15 protein-coding genes are annotated in these 14,944 nt (G+C 34.9%); 9 read left to right on the top strand and 6 right to left on the bottom strand.

The window, feature by feature from the left end:
- Positions 1-49 precede the first annotated feature (49 nt).
- The 3 genes from CW752_RS00535 to rsmG all read right to left on the bottom strand — a co-directional run bounded on the left by CW752_RS00535 (position 50) and on the right by rsmG (position 4,009).
- Positions 50-2,737, bottom strand: a complete 2,688-nt coding sequence (locus CW752_RS00535; protein WP_101237850.1) for a PD-(D/E)XK nuclease family protein — start codon at positions 2,735-2,737, stop codon at positions 50-52.
- A 169-nt stretch (positions 2,738-2,906) separates the two neighbouring features.
- Positions 2,907-3,311: a hypothetical protein gene (locus CW752_RS00530; RefSeq protein ID WP_101237849.1), complete on the bottom strand. Its 405-nt coding sequence runs from the start codon at positions 3,309-3,311 to the stop codon at positions 2,907-2,909.
- A 62-nt stretch (positions 3,312-3,373) separates the two neighbouring features.
- A complete protein-coding gene (rsmG, locus tag CW752_RS00525; protein ID WP_101237848.1) occupies positions 3,374-4,009 on the bottom strand; it encodes a 16S rRNA (guanine(527)-N(7))-methyltransferase RsmG in 636 nt (211 codons plus the stop codon).
- A gap of 272 nt (positions 4,010-4,281) precedes the next feature.
- Between rsmG and CW752_RS00515 the strand changes: the two genes are divergently transcribed.
- The 4 genes from CW752_RS00515 (at position 4,282) to CW752_RS00500 (ending at position 6,985) form a co-directional block, all read left to right on the top strand.
- On the top strand, positions 4,282-5,475 hold the full coding sequence (locus tag CW752_RS00515; protein WP_101237846.1) for a pyridoxal phosphate-dependent aminotransferase: 1,194 nt from the start codon (positions 4,282-4,284) through the stop codon (positions 5,473-5,475).
- A 149-nt stretch (positions 5,476-5,624) separates the two neighbouring features.
- Entirely contained in the window at positions 5,625-6,257 is a 633-nt protein-coding gene (locus tag CW752_RS00510; RefSeq protein ID WP_101237845.1) for a peroxiredoxin, read from the top strand.
- A 171-nt stretch (positions 6,258-6,428) separates the two neighbouring features.
- Positions 6,429-6,737 carry a thioredoxin family protein gene (locus CW752_RS00505; protein WP_101237844.1) on the top strand — a complete coding sequence of 103 codons (309 nt, stop codon included), beginning with the start codon at positions 6,429-6,431 and terminating at the stop codon, positions 6,735-6,737.
- On the top strand, positions 6,737-6,985 hold the full coding sequence (locus CW752_RS00500; protein WP_101237843.1) for a DUF6952 family protein: 249 nt from the start codon (positions 6,737-6,739) through the stop codon (positions 6,983-6,985). Before CW752_RS00505 ends, CW752_RS00500 begins: the two co-directional genes overlap by 1 nt.
- A 138-nt stretch (positions 6,986-7,123) precedes the next feature.
- On the opposite strand, the gene CW752_RS00495 is transcribed toward CW752_RS00500, so the two are convergent.
- From CW752_RS00495 to CW752_RS00485, 3 genes are all read right to left on the bottom strand, one after another.
- Positions 7,124-7,813: a Bax inhibitor-1 family protein gene (locus tag CW752_RS00495; protein ID WP_101237842.1), complete on the bottom strand. Its 690-nt coding sequence runs from the start codon at positions 7,811-7,813 to the stop codon at positions 7,124-7,126.
- A gap of 71 nt (positions 7,814-7,884) precedes the next feature.
- Positions 7,885-8,349 carry a peptidylprolyl isomerase gene (locus CW752_RS00490; protein WP_101237841.1) on the bottom strand — a complete coding sequence of 155 codons (465 nt, stop codon included), beginning with the start codon at positions 8,347-8,349 and terminating at the stop codon, positions 7,885-7,887.
- Positions 8,350-8,528: 179 nt separating this feature from the next.
- Positions 8,529-9,563: an acyl-CoA reductase gene (locus CW752_RS00485; RefSeq protein WP_101237840.1), complete on the bottom strand. Its 1,035-nt coding sequence runs from the start codon at positions 9,561-9,563 to the stop codon at positions 8,529-8,531.
- A 59-nt stretch (positions 9,564-9,622) separates the two neighbouring features.
- Between CW752_RS00485 and CW752_RS00480 the strand changes: the two genes are divergently transcribed.
- The 5 genes from CW752_RS00480 (at position 9,623) to CW752_RS00460 (ending at position 14,944) form a co-directional block, all read left to right on the top strand.
- Positions 9,623-9,973, top strand: a complete 351-nt coding sequence (locus tag CW752_RS00480) for a 4Fe-4S binding protein (protein WP_101237839.1) — start codon at positions 9,623-9,625, stop codon at positions 9,971-9,973.
- Positions 9,974-10,090: 117 nt separating this feature from the next.
- Positions 10,091-11,155 carry a 3-phosphoserine/phosphohydroxythreonine transaminase gene (gene serC / locus CW752_RS00475; RefSeq protein ID WP_101237838.1) on the top strand — a complete coding sequence of 355 codons (1,065 nt, stop codon included), beginning with the start codon at positions 10,091-10,093 and terminating at the stop codon, positions 11,153-11,155.
- 114 nt (positions 11,156-11,269) lie between these two features.
- Entirely contained in the window at positions 11,270-12,235 is a 966-nt protein-coding gene (locus tag CW752_RS00470; RefSeq protein ID WP_101237837.1) for a D-2-hydroxyacid dehydrogenase, read from the top strand.
- A 2-nt stretch (positions 12,236-12,237) separates the two neighbouring features.
- Complete coding sequence (locus tag CW752_RS00465) at positions 12,238-13,482, top strand: DUF1015 domain-containing protein (RefSeq protein ID WP_101237836.1); 1,245 nt, start codon at positions 12,238-12,240, stop codon at positions 13,480-13,482.
- A gap of 55 nt (positions 13,483-13,537) precedes the next feature.
- Complete coding sequence (locus CW752_RS00460; RefSeq protein WP_101237835.1) at positions 13,538-14,944, top strand: M28 family peptidase; 1,407 nt, start codon at positions 13,538-13,540, stop codon at positions 14,942-14,944.

The following is a 14,944-nucleotide window of genomic DNA, read 5'->3' as shown; positions in this document are numbered from 1 at the left end:
ATTATTTCTTGTCCAAAGTTTAGGCTAATAATATCTTTTCAGACTGTTTTTAATAGGACTTTACATTTTCTATAAAGTTAATATCCGGATTCAAAATTTCCAGAATCAGACTCTTGACAGATTTCATTGCATCATCAATATCACCTTTATCGAATTGCAATGACACAACTCCCTTTCGGGCTTCTGCAAAACTCCAGATTCCAGTTTCAATAGGAAATCCCCAGAATTCAGGAAGATGTTGAACAACATAGTGATAAATACATAGCTGTAGTGCCTGTTTTCTATCGCTATTATGGAAGTATTCCGATACATTATCTTCGTCAATTTTCACATTAAGATTTTTGATTTTAGCTGTTTTATAATCAATAATCCTTAAGGTTCCGTTGAGTTTATCAATCCTGTCGATAAATCCGAAGAACGAGATTTTATCATTTCCTTCAAGGTAAAATTCTACGTTTTCAAATTTTCTTTCAATGTCTACAATCTCTAATTTGTTTCCTTGTTTTATAAGGTCAAGATCATGATTGAGAATATTTTCAATCACCTTTTTGGCAATAGCTTTATGGATGTAGTTCATCCCTTTTTCATAGAATTCCGGTTGATGCTTAAGCTTTTCAATAGCAATATCTATATACTTATCTATAGCTTCAATTGAATTCTGTAAATCACTTTCTTTTAAAACCTTACCTTTAATTACCTCATACACTTCTTGAAGGGAATAATGAACTAGATTTCCATAGTTCTTTACAGATAATTCTTCTTCAATTTCATCCGTTTCTGAGGTATTCAAAATTTTGGATAAGTAGAAATCAATAGGATTATACAGGTAACTGGTAAGGTGTGAAGCTGATACTTTTTCTTTCCATTTCTTAAGCTTTTCTCTTACAATTTGTGTTTTGGAAATTTCTATAGGTTTAGTGGCAATAGGCTCTGAAGAATTCTCAATAATCAAATGTTCTATCTGATGGGAACTTTCCATCTCAATTTGTGTAATAAAGCGGCTTTTCTCCCCGGTATTCACCCCTGAACTTAGAGCATTATAAAGCAAGTGAACATTCTTAGCGTCCTGAATCAACCTGTAAAAGTGATAAGCATAGATACTGTCATTTTCCAGAAAAGTATGAAGATCAAAAAACTTACGGATATCAAAAGGGATATAAGTATTCTGCGAATTCCCTAATGGTAATTTTCCTTCATTCACAGAAAGCATAATGACATTGTCAAAATTCAGGAGACGGGTCTCCAATAACCCCATGATCTGTAACCCACGTAAAGGTTCTCCCTGGAAATCTATACTCTCCGAATTAATATGCTGATTGATTAGAATTTCCAGCGTTTCCATTTTAACAGCAATATCATAAGGAGTTAGCTGGTTTTTAATAATCCTGAAAGCATTTTCAAAATGAGAAACATTCTCGTATTGAATATCATCTATTTCCAGCCATTTTACCTGTTGGCAAAACGCGATCAATTTATCCAGATAGCCATGCGTTCCTGTTGCCTTTTGTAACAATCCGTAATAAGACAAATCTGCCAAGAGCTCATGCAAAAGTTTTCGGGAAATGTAAACAATATTCCGCTCTTCTATCTTTGCTTTAAATTCATTAATGATCAGCTCGTCTTCAACAGATTTCGGAAGCTCTTCCAAAATAGGAAAAACATCCCTGTAATAGTAAGATGATTTGTTTTTCTCCAATTGTTTTTGCAGATAGAACAATCTTTTTACGGCATTGGAGAAAGAAAGATTTTTCAACGGAAAACCCATTGTAATATTCAGACTTTCGATCCCGTGCATTACATCCAGACTTGCAGGCAAAAGGTTCTCGTCAAGCAATACAACCGCTGTATTGGAATAAGTTTTATTATTGATTTCTTTAAATATCTCCGGTAAGACTTTGGTTTGTGTTACATTTCCGGAGACTTCGTATACTTTAATTTTTTTAGGCTCATTAAAATCATCTTCAATCCATTGGAAAGCTCTGTTATCATCAAATTCTTTCCAGGTTTTATGATTTCTAAGAAATTTACCGGCCTCCTGTCTTTCATCATCAAAATAATAATGATCTGCCTGAAAAAAACATTGCGCCTTATCCCATCGCAATAAACTTCTTACCAATTTCTCTTCAACCGGTGTAAAAGCATTAAAACCGCAAAACACAAACTGTTCAGAAGTATTTTTCGCAAAATTTTCAATCTCAGCTTTAGCCGTCTCATGAATCATTCCTGAAGTTGCCCAATTCTTTTCGTGGAGTTTCTTCTTTAATTCAGGAAGGAAGACATTCATATTCCTCCAAAAATTAAGAAACTTTTTCCTAGGGACATCATCATCGTCCCCAAGGTTTTGAGCCCATTCTTTAATCCTTTCCTCATCAAACATGTATTGCAATACAGCCTGATCACTATCTGAAAACTTCAAAATATCATCCCAATCCTTTTGTAAGGTTGGGAACCACTTTAAAAACTCAGCAAAATCTTCATAAGGGATAAAATTCAGACTGCGATAGACCTCATATGAAAAGAGCCACAAAGGAATTCCTTGTATCGGCTGCTTATCAGCAATCTTATTGATCAATTCTTCTACCGTAAAAAAATTAGGAAGAAACCCCGAATAGTTATTCTCCTCCAAAATCTGTCTGATGAATACAATCGGACGTTTGCCGGGTAAGATAATATTAAACGCAGAAAGATCCGGGTTTTGAGCTAGCAGTTCGTGAATAATCTTATTGAGAAATTTCAAGGGACTTTATAACTTTTTTAAATTGTATAATTTTTCAGGGATTTTAGTTTTCTTCTTGCTTTTCTTTATTTATCCGGATATTTTTAAAATAAGTCCAAATCAACACCGCTTTTCCATTTTTTGATTTAACCAGAGCAATCAACAAAACAGAAAATGTCAATCAATTTTATTATTTTACCACAATGGTTTTGGTGATCCAATTGTTGCCGCCATTCCAGAATTTAAAAGTATAAGTGCCTTTCCTCTGTGGATTGAAATTGATTTGATTATCTCCCACATAACTTCCTTGCGCACATGGTCCGTTTGTAATGTATTTATATGCAGTGACTGTTCTTTCAAGATTAGCATCATGGATATAGTCATACCCATAAAAACCTTCGCAATGAGAAGGATAAGTAGAATACGTTTTTATACTTTGCACTGTAAAAACGTCCATGGTATCATGAATCGTTTTTACACTATCTATCTTAATCTTACCAATAGATTCTATTGTCTGATAATCATCATCATTACATGAAATCAGGAATACGCCAAACAACCCTATTGAAAATCCAATATTTAAAAGTTTTTTCATAACCTTCAATTTTCTGATTATTAATAAATATTTAGCAAAAATTATTCCTATTTTATGTAAAATTAGGAATTAAAATTACCTTTTGATAAGTAAACTACTTTTTTAGTATCAAAAAACTCTCCATCAAAGTAGTTTTTAAGATTAAAAATTTCACATTTAAGTCCAGCCAATTCTTCTGCAAGATCTCCCCCTTTTAAATATAAAACCCCATTATGTTTAGGATTAAACTGTTCTTTTTCAAACTTGCCTTTCAGCCATCTCAAAAATTCCGGCATTTGGGTTACCGCTCTACTGACTACAAAGTGGAATTTTTCTTTTAGCTTTTCTGCTCTTCCGTGAATTGCTGTTACATTTTTTAAACCTACTCCTTCAGAAACTGCTTGTACTACACTGATTTTTTTCCCAATAGAGTCAATCAGGGTAAATTCCACTTCAGGAAATAAAATAGCCAGAGGAACCCCCGGAAAACCACCTCCTGTCCCAACGTCCAAGACTTTTGTTCCTGGTGCAAACTCCATGACCTTCGCAATTCCTAAAGAATGCAGAATATGCTTTTCATACAGCGATTCCATATCCTTTCTGGAAATCACATTGATCTTTTCATTCCATTCATTATACAGCGCTTCGAGTTTTGAAAACTGCTCCAACTGTGTTTCAGTAAGGTCCGGAAAGTATTTTAATAGTAACGATGTAGACATGTGAATTATTATAATTGGCAAAAATAGCTTTTTATTGGCTTTATTCAAACTTTAAGACAGGTTATCAAAAAGCAATTTTCTATTTTCTTTTATTTATTATACCGGAAAACTTCAAGATGTATGAACTCTCTATCAAAAACTTACCTAAGAAAACAATATCCATTTCAATTAGAATTATTAAGGATAAACCTGATAAAAATCTTTAAAGTAGGATGATTTTTATTACCACCACAAGGTGTTTTTATTATATATTTGTTTAAATCAAAAAATACATGGACAGACTTTCAGATAGAGTAAAAAGATTAGGATATTCACAAACTTTTGTAATGTCAAACAAAGCCAGAGAAATGAAGGCTAGCGGGATTGATGTCATCAGCTTAACACTTGGCGAACCGGACTTCGATGTCCCTGACAATATCAAACAGGCAGCTTTCGACGCCATTAACCAAAATTACAGCCACTACTCTCCTGTTCCAGGGTTTCTGGAACTGCGTGAAGCCATCGCTTATAAGTTAAAAAGGGATAATAATCTGGAATACAAACCTACTCAAATCTGTGTTTCCAATGGGGCAAAACAAGCCATTTTAAATGTCCTGGCAGCGATCATCAATGATGGTGACGAGGTACTTCTTCCTGCTCCTTATTGGGTAAGCTATGATGAAATGGTAAAAATGATGGGCGGAGTTTCTGTAATGCTTCCCACTTCTTATGTAACCGATTTTAAAGTTACCGCAGAGCAACTTGAAGAAGCGATTACAGATAAAACCAAAGCGATTCTTTTCAGTTCACCATGTAATCCATCCGGAGGATATTATACTTATGATGAATTGAAATCTTTAGCGAGAGTAATTGCCAAATATCCTCAGATTACGATTATCTCTGATGAAATCTATGAATTCATCAATTACGAAACCAAAACCACATCCATCGCACAGTTCCCGGAAGTATATGAACAAACGGCTGTAATCAACGGAATGTCTAAAGCATTTGCAATGACAGGATGGAGAATCGGTTATTCCGCCTGCCCTGAATGGCTGGCAAAAGCTTGTGAAAAAGTACAAGGACAAATGACCAGCGGAGCAAATACTATGGCCCAGAGAGCATCGATCACAGCCTTAAAAACGGATCCTTCCGAGTATAAATATATGATTGACGCTTTTAAAAAGAGAAGAGATCTTGTATATGATTTGATCCAGGAAATTCCCGGGTTTAAAGTTTTACTTCCCAAAGCAGCCTTCTATTTCTTCCCGGACATCTCTCATTATATTGGAAAAACATTAAATGGAACGGAAATTAAAAATTCAGACGACTTTGCCATGTTCCTTTTAGAAAACGCCCACGTAGGATGTGTAGGAGGATTTTCTTTCGGAAGTCCGGAATGTATCAGATTCTCATATGCCGCTTCAGAAGAAGATCTTAGAGAAGCCATGAGACGAATTAAAGAATTATTGGAAAAGTTTAATTAATATAATACACAAAAAGTCCTGAATTCAGGGCTTTTTTAATTAAAACACATCAAAAACAATTATAGATTTTATTTATCAATAATAACTTGTTCGATAGATAAATCTTTTCTATATTTGCATCAGAAATTTAAATATAAAAACAGAAAATTATGTCTTTAGTAGGAAAAAAATTCCCAAATTTAACGATTGACGCGATGTCTGAAATGGGTGACGATCTTAGAATCAACATCCTTGACGAAGCAGTAAACAACCAGCAAAAAGTTCTTTTATTCTGGTACCCGAAAGATTTCACTTTCGTTTGCCCTACTGAACTTCATGCTTTCCAAGAAGCTTTAGGTGAATTCGAAAAAAGAAACACTAAAGTAATCGGTGCATCTTGCGATACAAACGAAGTACACTTCGCTTGGTTAAACACTCCAAAAGATAACGGAGGTATCGAAGGTGTTACTTATCCTCTATTGGCTGACACGCACAGACAGCTAGCAAACACATTAGGAATCGTTGATCAGGATTTCGAATATGATGAAGAAGGAAACGAAACTTTCACAGGTTCTAACGTAACATACAGAGCGACTTACCTTATTGATGAAACTGGGAAAATTTTCCACGAAGCTGTAAACGACATGCCTCTAGGAAGAAACGTAAAAGAATTCTTAAGACTGATCGATGCTTATACGCACGTTCAAAAACACGGTGAAGTATGCCCTGCAAACTGGGAAGAAGGAAAAGAAGCTATGAAAGCAGACAGAACTTCTACAGCAGAATATTTAGCTAAGAACTAATTAGCAGTATATACATTTAACAATGTAATACCGAGTATTACATTGTTAAATTTTCAAACCATTCTTTATTTTGAGTGAACAACCTCTATTACTAAGGTTTTATCTATAAAACCAATTAACTACCCTTATCACTCAAATATATCCAATTTACTTTAACCAATTACATACGCTATGTACACAGAATTAACCGAAGATACATTACAAAATATAGTAAATGACAACGAAAAAGTAGTCGTTCAATATGGCGCAACATGGTGCGGAAACTGCAGAATCATGAAGCCTAAATTTAAAAAGTTAGCCTCAGAAAACGAAGCCATTCCGTTTCTATATGTAGATGCTGAAAAACTTCCTGAAAGCAGAAAATTAGCTAAAGTAGACAACCTGCCGACTTTCGCAATCTTTAAAAATGGCGAATTGGTAAACCAAGTGCAGTCTAATCAGGCAGAAAGTTTAATTAACCTTTTTAACGAACTACAATAATGAAGTTACCGATTATCAGACAATTCTATCAAAATCAAACTCCTGAAAACCTGGAAAAAACATTAGAAGTTTTAGAAAGCTTTTGTGAATTCAGAGGAACAAGTGAAGAAGACTTAAATGTTGCAGGAGAATTAATTACCAATATCTGTGGCGCCCTTGAAGTTCATGGAAATGTACAGAACGGAATGAGTGAAAAAGATGCTTTAAATTCATTTGCTCAAAAGGTCCTTGGATCAATTGATAAATAATTTAAAATATATCATATCCGAAGGAATACACTTTACTTCAATAGCAAGAAAGCCTATATTCTTTCATCAACCAAGGTTGTAAAAACAAAAAATCCTGATATAATAGAATATCAGGATTTTTATTTATTTATATTTTAACTAGCTTCTTCTACTCATCAGAATTCTTAAAATATACCAGAACAATAGCATTATCGATGCAAAAAGCTGTAGAGAAGCTCCTACATACTGCCCTGTTGTATATACATTTTGAAGCTTGCTTGTCTCATACAAAATACTTGCGGAAGCTAAAATTACCATTCCCACAGAGAACCAAAGCCCAAGATTAAATCCGAAGATTGCCCCGGCAATAATTAATCCAATAGACAAAAAACCTCCGATAATAATAACGTTTCTTAAAAATGAAAAATCTCTTTTAGATGTAAATGCTACAGCAGATAATCCGGCAAACATAGCAATAGTAAGCATCGCTGCCTGGAAGATCACATGTGCCCCGCCAGCCATATTAACAGCAATATAAAGCAACGGCATGAAAATCACAGCTTCTAACAGGATATAAAACCCTAGTCCTAAATACTGCGTTGATTTGCTTTGTGAAAGCGACCATTTAGACGCTAATACCGAAGCCAACCAGAAAACACCAATGATCAGCAACCAAGTATATTTCTGCCCAAACATCATAGCAATAATCTCAGGAGGAACTGTTTTTAACAAAATAGTTTCCACTCCAATAAACGCAAGAATCGATAAAGCAACATGCAAATAGGTCTTCTTGTAAAAATCCGCTTTCTCCACTTCCGAAGAATGAGCGACTAAAACATCTGTCATCATAGTTATATTTTTTTATTATTCAATATTGCACCAGATATCAACTCTGGTTATTTTTCTGCATAAGTTATTAATTATTTAGCACTGACTGCTTGCTTACGCTTCGGCTTTATTCCTAATATTTTTCCGTCATTTTCAAATACAGCAGTAACGATATTATCCGTATTGGGAGACATATCATCAGAATATTTATACTGGATCATAGGATAAACCTTTCCATCCATCATAGATTTGTAGCCGGACTTATAAACTTCGAGGCTTTTCTTAAAATCGATATCCTCTGAAAGTTTTTTATACACAACATCCGTAACAACCTCTTTTGCCTTTGGAGAAAGCAAACCTTCCATCGTTTTTTTATCAGAAGCTTTTAAAGCGCTTATGAATTTAAAAAAATTGGCATTATAAGAGGTTATTTTATCCTTATCCAATTCTGTGGGCAGTTCTTTCTTATCACTTTTTTCAATCTTCAGGCTTGTTACTTTCTGTGAAAACCCAAGCTGAATAGCGAAAACAGCAAATGCAAGAAATATTTTTTTCATATAATATATTGATTATCGTAAATTAAATGCTGAATATACAAAGAATTAAATAATCAAAATTTGAAATATGAAATAAAAATGCACTTTTATTATTTCACGCTCGCAAAGATGCTTCAACTAATTAAAAAACAATATCATTCATTCTTTACAAACATGAAAAAAGTTTTTTAGAATCCGAATTAAACCAGTTCTAAAAATCTCATAGTATCTACGTTGTCTGCATAGGTATCAAGACCTGGGTTCTGAGCTTCTCCAAATGAAATTGAATTCAGATTCAATTCGTCTTTAGCTACTACACATTGAATATTTTCATCATTCTCTGTGATAAAATTGTTCACATCATCTAACGAGGAATACCTGCTGAAATTAATCACGGAAAGTGGGCTGAACAGTTTATCATCCTCTTTCAGCATTACAAAGTTATTATCCCAGAATTTTTCCTGATTTAAAAGATAAACCGCTCTGTTATAATCATAATTATTCGCATATTTATTATGATTGATAATATCCTGGAATGCTAAGAAATTTTCAAACAAACGATCAATCACAAAATCCTGTGGAATAAAAATTCTTGTCACATTTCTGCAACCCAATCCAAAATATTGAAAAATATCTTTTGCTAAAAGCTGTAATTCTTCATCAGTTTCATCACCTTTTAAAACAGCAATTGAAGTTCTGTTTTTACGGATAATGCTCAAATGATTTTTAAAATAATATTCCAGATATCTCGCTGTATTATTACTTCCCGTTGCAATTACCGCATCAAAATTTTCTAATTTTTCTACAAACTCAAACTGTACCTGGTCATTGGAAAATGACTTCCATTTATTTAGCAAAAACGGAATCAAATACTTATCTTTCGAAGATAGCTTAATGACAGGAATATGATTGCTCAAAACCACAGAAATCACATCGTGAAACCCTACTAAAGGGATATTTCCGGCTAAAATAAGTCCAACTCTCTTTGATATTTTAGAGATTGAATAATTTTCGAGCCAGTTTTTAAGATGAGCTTCCGTAAGGAGATCAGCCCATTGCTGCAAAGCAAATTTCTGATTATCAACAGTAAACCACGGATTCTCTATTTCAGATTTCTTTAACAATAATTCAATATTCAAATCATCCTCATTATATTCTTCTGATTTCTTCGCTAAAAACGCTTTTATATAACTACTTAATTTAATAAGTCCTAAAACTTGATTTTCGGTATTCATAATTACTTTAAAATTGGGGAATATTTTGTAATTTTGTGCAAATTTAAAAAAAATTAGCGATGGCTATTAAAATAACTGATGAATGCATTAACTGTGGGGCTTGTGAACCGGAATGTCCAAATAATGCAATATATGAAGGAGCTGTAGATTGGAAAGCTTCTGACGGTACTACTCTTCAAGGGACGATCACATTACCGTCGGGACTTACTGTAGATGCTGATGCACCACAGGAGCCTGTAAGTGATGATGTTTATTTCATTGTAACAGATAAGTGTACGGAATGTAAAGGATTCCACGAAGAACCACAGTGTGCGGCTGTATGCCCTGTAGACTGCTGTGTTCCTGATGAAGATCACGTAGAGACTGAAGATGCTCTGCTTAATAAAAAAGCATTTTTACACGGTGAATAAAAAAACTCCGTCTCATGATGTGTGAGGCGGCTTTTTTTACCCTAAAATTTAAAAATAAATAAAAACCAAAAAGAGCTAAAGGAGAGAAACCTCCGGAAGCAACCAAAAAATAACAATATGAACAAAAAGCACAACTTCAGCGCAGGGCCATGCATTTTACCTCAGGAAGTATTTGAAAAATCTGCACAGGCTATTTTAGATTTTAACGGTATCGGGTTATCTCTTCTTGAAATTTCCCACAGAAGCAAGGATTTTGTTGCCGTAATGGACGAAGCTCGTGCAATTGTAAAAAGACTGATGAATCTTGGAGACGATTATGAAGTCCTTTATTTAGGAAGCGGTGCCAGTATGCAATTTGCAATGGTTCCTTACAACCTGATGAAAGTAGGCGGAAAAGCAGCTTACCTGGACACAGGAACATGGGCAGCCGGAGCCATTAAAGAAGCTAAAAAACTAGGTACAGTAGATGTGGTAGGTTCTTCAAAAGAAGAAAACTATTCTTTTATCCCTAAAAACTATACCGTAGGCTCAGAATACGATTATTTCCATTGTACTTCAAACAATACAATTTACGGAACTCAAATGAAAACGTTCCCGGAAGTAGATACCTTAATGGTCTGCGATATGAGTTCTGATATTTTCTCAAGACAACTTGACTTCTCTAAATTTGATTTAATCTACGCCGGTGCTCAGAAAAACATGGGACCTGCCGGAGTGACTTTAGTAGTAATCAAAAAGGAAATCCTTGGTAAAACAGGAAGAGAAAATATGCTTTCTATGCTGGATTATTCTCAACACATCTCTAAAGAATCTATGTACAATACCCCACCGGTATTTCCAATATATGCATCATTATTAACCCTTCAATATCTTGAAAAAAACGGAGGAATCGCTGCAGCAGAACAAAGAAATGAAGCTAAAGCCAAACTTTTATATGATGAAATCGACAGCAACCCTCTATTCGAAACGTTCTGTGTAAAAGAAGACCGTTCATTAATGAATGTTTCTTTCAAAATTACCGACGAAAGCAAAAAAGAAGCATTTGATAACGCTTGGAAAGCTGCCGGCATCAGCGGACTTAACGGACACAGAAGTTTAGGCGGATACAGAGCCAGTTTATATAACGCTTTGCCTATTGAAAGTGTGCAGGTTTTAGTGGATGTAATGAAGTCAATAAAATAGCTTATATTAGGCGACCGAAAAAAATAAAAAGATATCAGACAACAGATATCAGACAACAGACCCCAACGTCTAGTGTCTGACATCTTACATCTAACATCTATAATAAAATAACACATGAAAGTTTTAGCAAACGATGGAATTTCAAAAGCAGGAGAACAGGTTTTAAAAGAGGCCGGAATTGAAATCCTGGACAATAGAGTGGCACAAGATCACGTTATTAATTTTATCAACGATAATAACGTGGACGTTCTTCTTGTAAGAAGTGCAACAAAAGTAAGACAAGATCTGATCGATGCCTGTCCCGGTCTTAAAATTATCGGAAGAGGCGGCATCGGGATGGATAATATTGATGTTGAATATGCAAAAAATAAAGGAATTAAAGTAATCAATACTCCTAATGCATCTTCAAAATCAGTGGCAGAATTAGTATTTGGACATTTCCTTTCATTAGCCAGATTCCTTCACGAATCTAACAGACTAATGCCTTTGGAGGGAGAAACTCATTTCAATGCCATGAAAAAGTCGTTCAGTAATGCCTATGAACTTTCAGGAAAAACATTAGGAGTAATCGGCTTCGGAAGTATTGGCCAGGAAGTTGTAAAAATAGGAATAGCATTAGGGATGAAAATCCAGGTTTTGACAAGAAACCCGAAAACAAAAGTTCTTACCCTGAACTTTTTTGACGGACAATCTGTCAACTTTGAAATCACCTCTACCAATGATATGGATGCATTCCTTAAAGATGCTGATTTCATCAGTATCAATACGCCTAAAACGAATGAATACATTATAGACACTCCTCAGTTTGAAAAAATGAAAGATGGTGTTTATATTGTAAATACTGCAAGAGGTGGTGTAATCAATGAAGTAACCCTGATCGATTTTATTGATTCAGGAAAAGTAGCCGGAGCGGCATTAGACGTTTTTGAAAACGAACCCAACCCGGAACTGCCTTTATTAATGAATCCGGCATTATCGCTTTCTCCTCATGTGGGAGGAAATACCGTGGATGCGCAAGAGAAAATCGGTGTCGAACTTGCAGAACAAATTATTAAGCTACAAAAAGAAACTATAAAATAAATATGCCTGTTTTTAAACCTTTCCGTGGAATAAGACCTCATAGAGATTTCGAGGAGACTTTCCCTACACATCCATTGGATAATTTTACCCAGGAAGAGATTGCAGAGAAGGCTCAAGTTGAAAATACTTACATCAACATGATTAAACCCTACGTTGTAAGTAAATCAAAAGATATTGACCGAAATCTAAGAAAAATTCGTTCTACATTTGAAGAACTTCTGGAAGACAAGAAATTAGTCCAGGACAATTCAGCCTATTATCTATATGAGCAGATCTATCCAAATAAACAGGTTTTCAGAGGGCTTCTCGGATTAGCCAGTATTGAGGATTTCTGGAATGGAAAAATCAAAAGACACGAAAGTACCATTCCTCAGAAAAAAGAAAAATTGGCTCATTATCTGGAAAAAGTAAATTTACAGGCTGAACCTGTATTGCTTACCTACCCTGCCAATTCAAAAATTGAATTGCTGATGAACCATGAAGAAAAGAATGTTCCGATCTTCAATCATACAGATTCTCTTGGAATCAGACATAAAATCTGGAGAATAGACAACCGTCTTAAACTTCAGCAATTTAAAGAAGTAATCGATCAGATCGACTCGTTCTACATCGCCGACGGACACCATAGAATTGGATCGACAGCATTGAATGCAAAACGTCACAAAGAGAAAAATAAAAGACATAACGGTACAGAACATTACAACTTTGTATATAGCTTTATCGTTTCCAACCAATCTATTAAAATCCACGATTACAATAGAGTTTTACATGACCTGAACGGAGTTTCCGGTGAAGCATTCCTTAAAGAACTTGAGAAATATTTCCTCATCCACGAAAAAGGAGAAACACCGTACTACCCTTCGCAGAAATTTCATATTTCAATGTATATGGATGGTAAATTCTATTCTCTCCACGTAAAACATGATCTGCGTTCAAAAGAAATGTCTCTGGATAACCTGGATCACCATCTTTTAGATAAATATATTTTCAAAGATGTCTTAAAAATTGAAGATCCGGACAGCTCTGAACTCATTTCTTATGTAAAAGGAACTTCCAACATCAATGGAATCAATATTTTAAAAGAAAAAATTGATAGCGGAGAAGGAAAAGTAGGTTTTGGAATTTATCCTGTAAGTTTTAATGATATGATTAAAATTTCAGATTTAAAACTAAGCATGCCTCCGAAATGTACATTTATTGAACCCAAATTGGTTACAGCTTTGCTAATGTACGACATGAAACCTTAATAATTTCCCATTTTTTCCCTACTTTTATCCTCGGAAAAAGAAAGGTAAATAATAAATGAAAAAAATATTCATTATACTTCCACTCTTTTTGAGTGGATTTTTATTTTCTCAAAAAAAACTCCAGAAAAAACCTGTCGGTAAAACAGCTATTCCTGTAAAATTAAATTACCACGAGGAATTCAAAAGGATTTCAGACGAAATAATGACCAATGGCAAGGCTTATGAGAATCTTGGAGAACTCACAAAAGGAATTGGTCCGCGCTTCAGCGCAACTCCCGGTTATGCAAAAGCAGTAGAATGGGCAGAAAAAAAGCTTAAAGAAATTGACATTAATATGATCTGGAGACAAGAAGCGAAGGCTCCTGTCTGGGTCAGAGGGAAAGAATCTTTACAGATCAAAGTAGAAAATGGAGACTGGAAAAGCATCAAAATGCTTTCTTTCGGAAACTCTGAAGGAACAGGTGGAAAAGACCTGATTGGTGAAGTTGTTTTAATTAATTCCACCTCAGAACTCAATGCAATGTCGATAGGTCAGCTGAAAGACAAAATAGTTTTCGTAAATGTCCCTATGGATCCAAAAATCATTAACACCAGCGATTCCTATTTACTGACGGCAAAATCAAAATTAATTTCCCCTTCCGTTATTTCCAAAACAGGTGCAAAAGCATTAATCATAAGATCATTAACAACAGCTAATGACGATACTCCTCATGCTAAAATGATCTACTATGAGCCGGATGATAAAGTCAAGATCCCTGCCTTATCAATAGGTACAAAATCTGCAGATGAACTGGAAAAGATTTTAAAAAAACAAAAAATTACAGCTAAAATCAATATGACTGCCGAATCAAAAGGCAGCACCACAAATCCCAATATCATCGCCGAAATTCAAGGCAAAAAAGATTCTAAAGTGATTGTACTAGGTGCCCAGCTGGATTCCTGGGATATTGGAGAAGGTGCTATTGATGACGGAACAGGAGTTGTGCAATGTATTGAAGTTTTAAGAACATTAAAAGCGCTCGGATATGAAAATAACCATACCATCCGAGTTGTCTTATACGCCAACAGCGAAAACGGAGGCCAAGGCCGCGAAATGTATGCTGCTTATGTGAAAAAGAAAGAAGAAAAACACATCTTCGCCTTAGGAACAGATGCAGGAGGGTACTCTCCACGAGGATTTTCTTTGGATATGTCTCCTCAAAGAAGAAGATTGATTTATCCCTGGAAAGAATATTTTCTGCCTTATGGGGTTTATGATTTCGACCAAACTGAAGCAATCCAAGACATTTCACCTTTAAAAAAACTAGACATTCCTTTAGCTGAACTCGTTGTAGACACACAAAGATATTTCGATTACCACCATTCCGAACAAGATACTTTCGATAAAGTAAATAAAAGAGAACTTCTTCTCGGGGCAGTGGCAATAACACAAATGATTTTTATGGTTGACAAAAATTGGTAA

The sequence above is a fragment of the Chryseobacterium sp. PMSZPI genome (genome assembly GCF_002835665.1).
Classification (GTDB): Bacteria; Bacteroidota; Bacteroidia; order Flavobacteriales; family Weeksellaceae; genus Chryseobacterium.
Note: the sequence above shows the minus strand (reverse complement) of the source record. Positions and strands in the feature narration are given on the sequence as shown.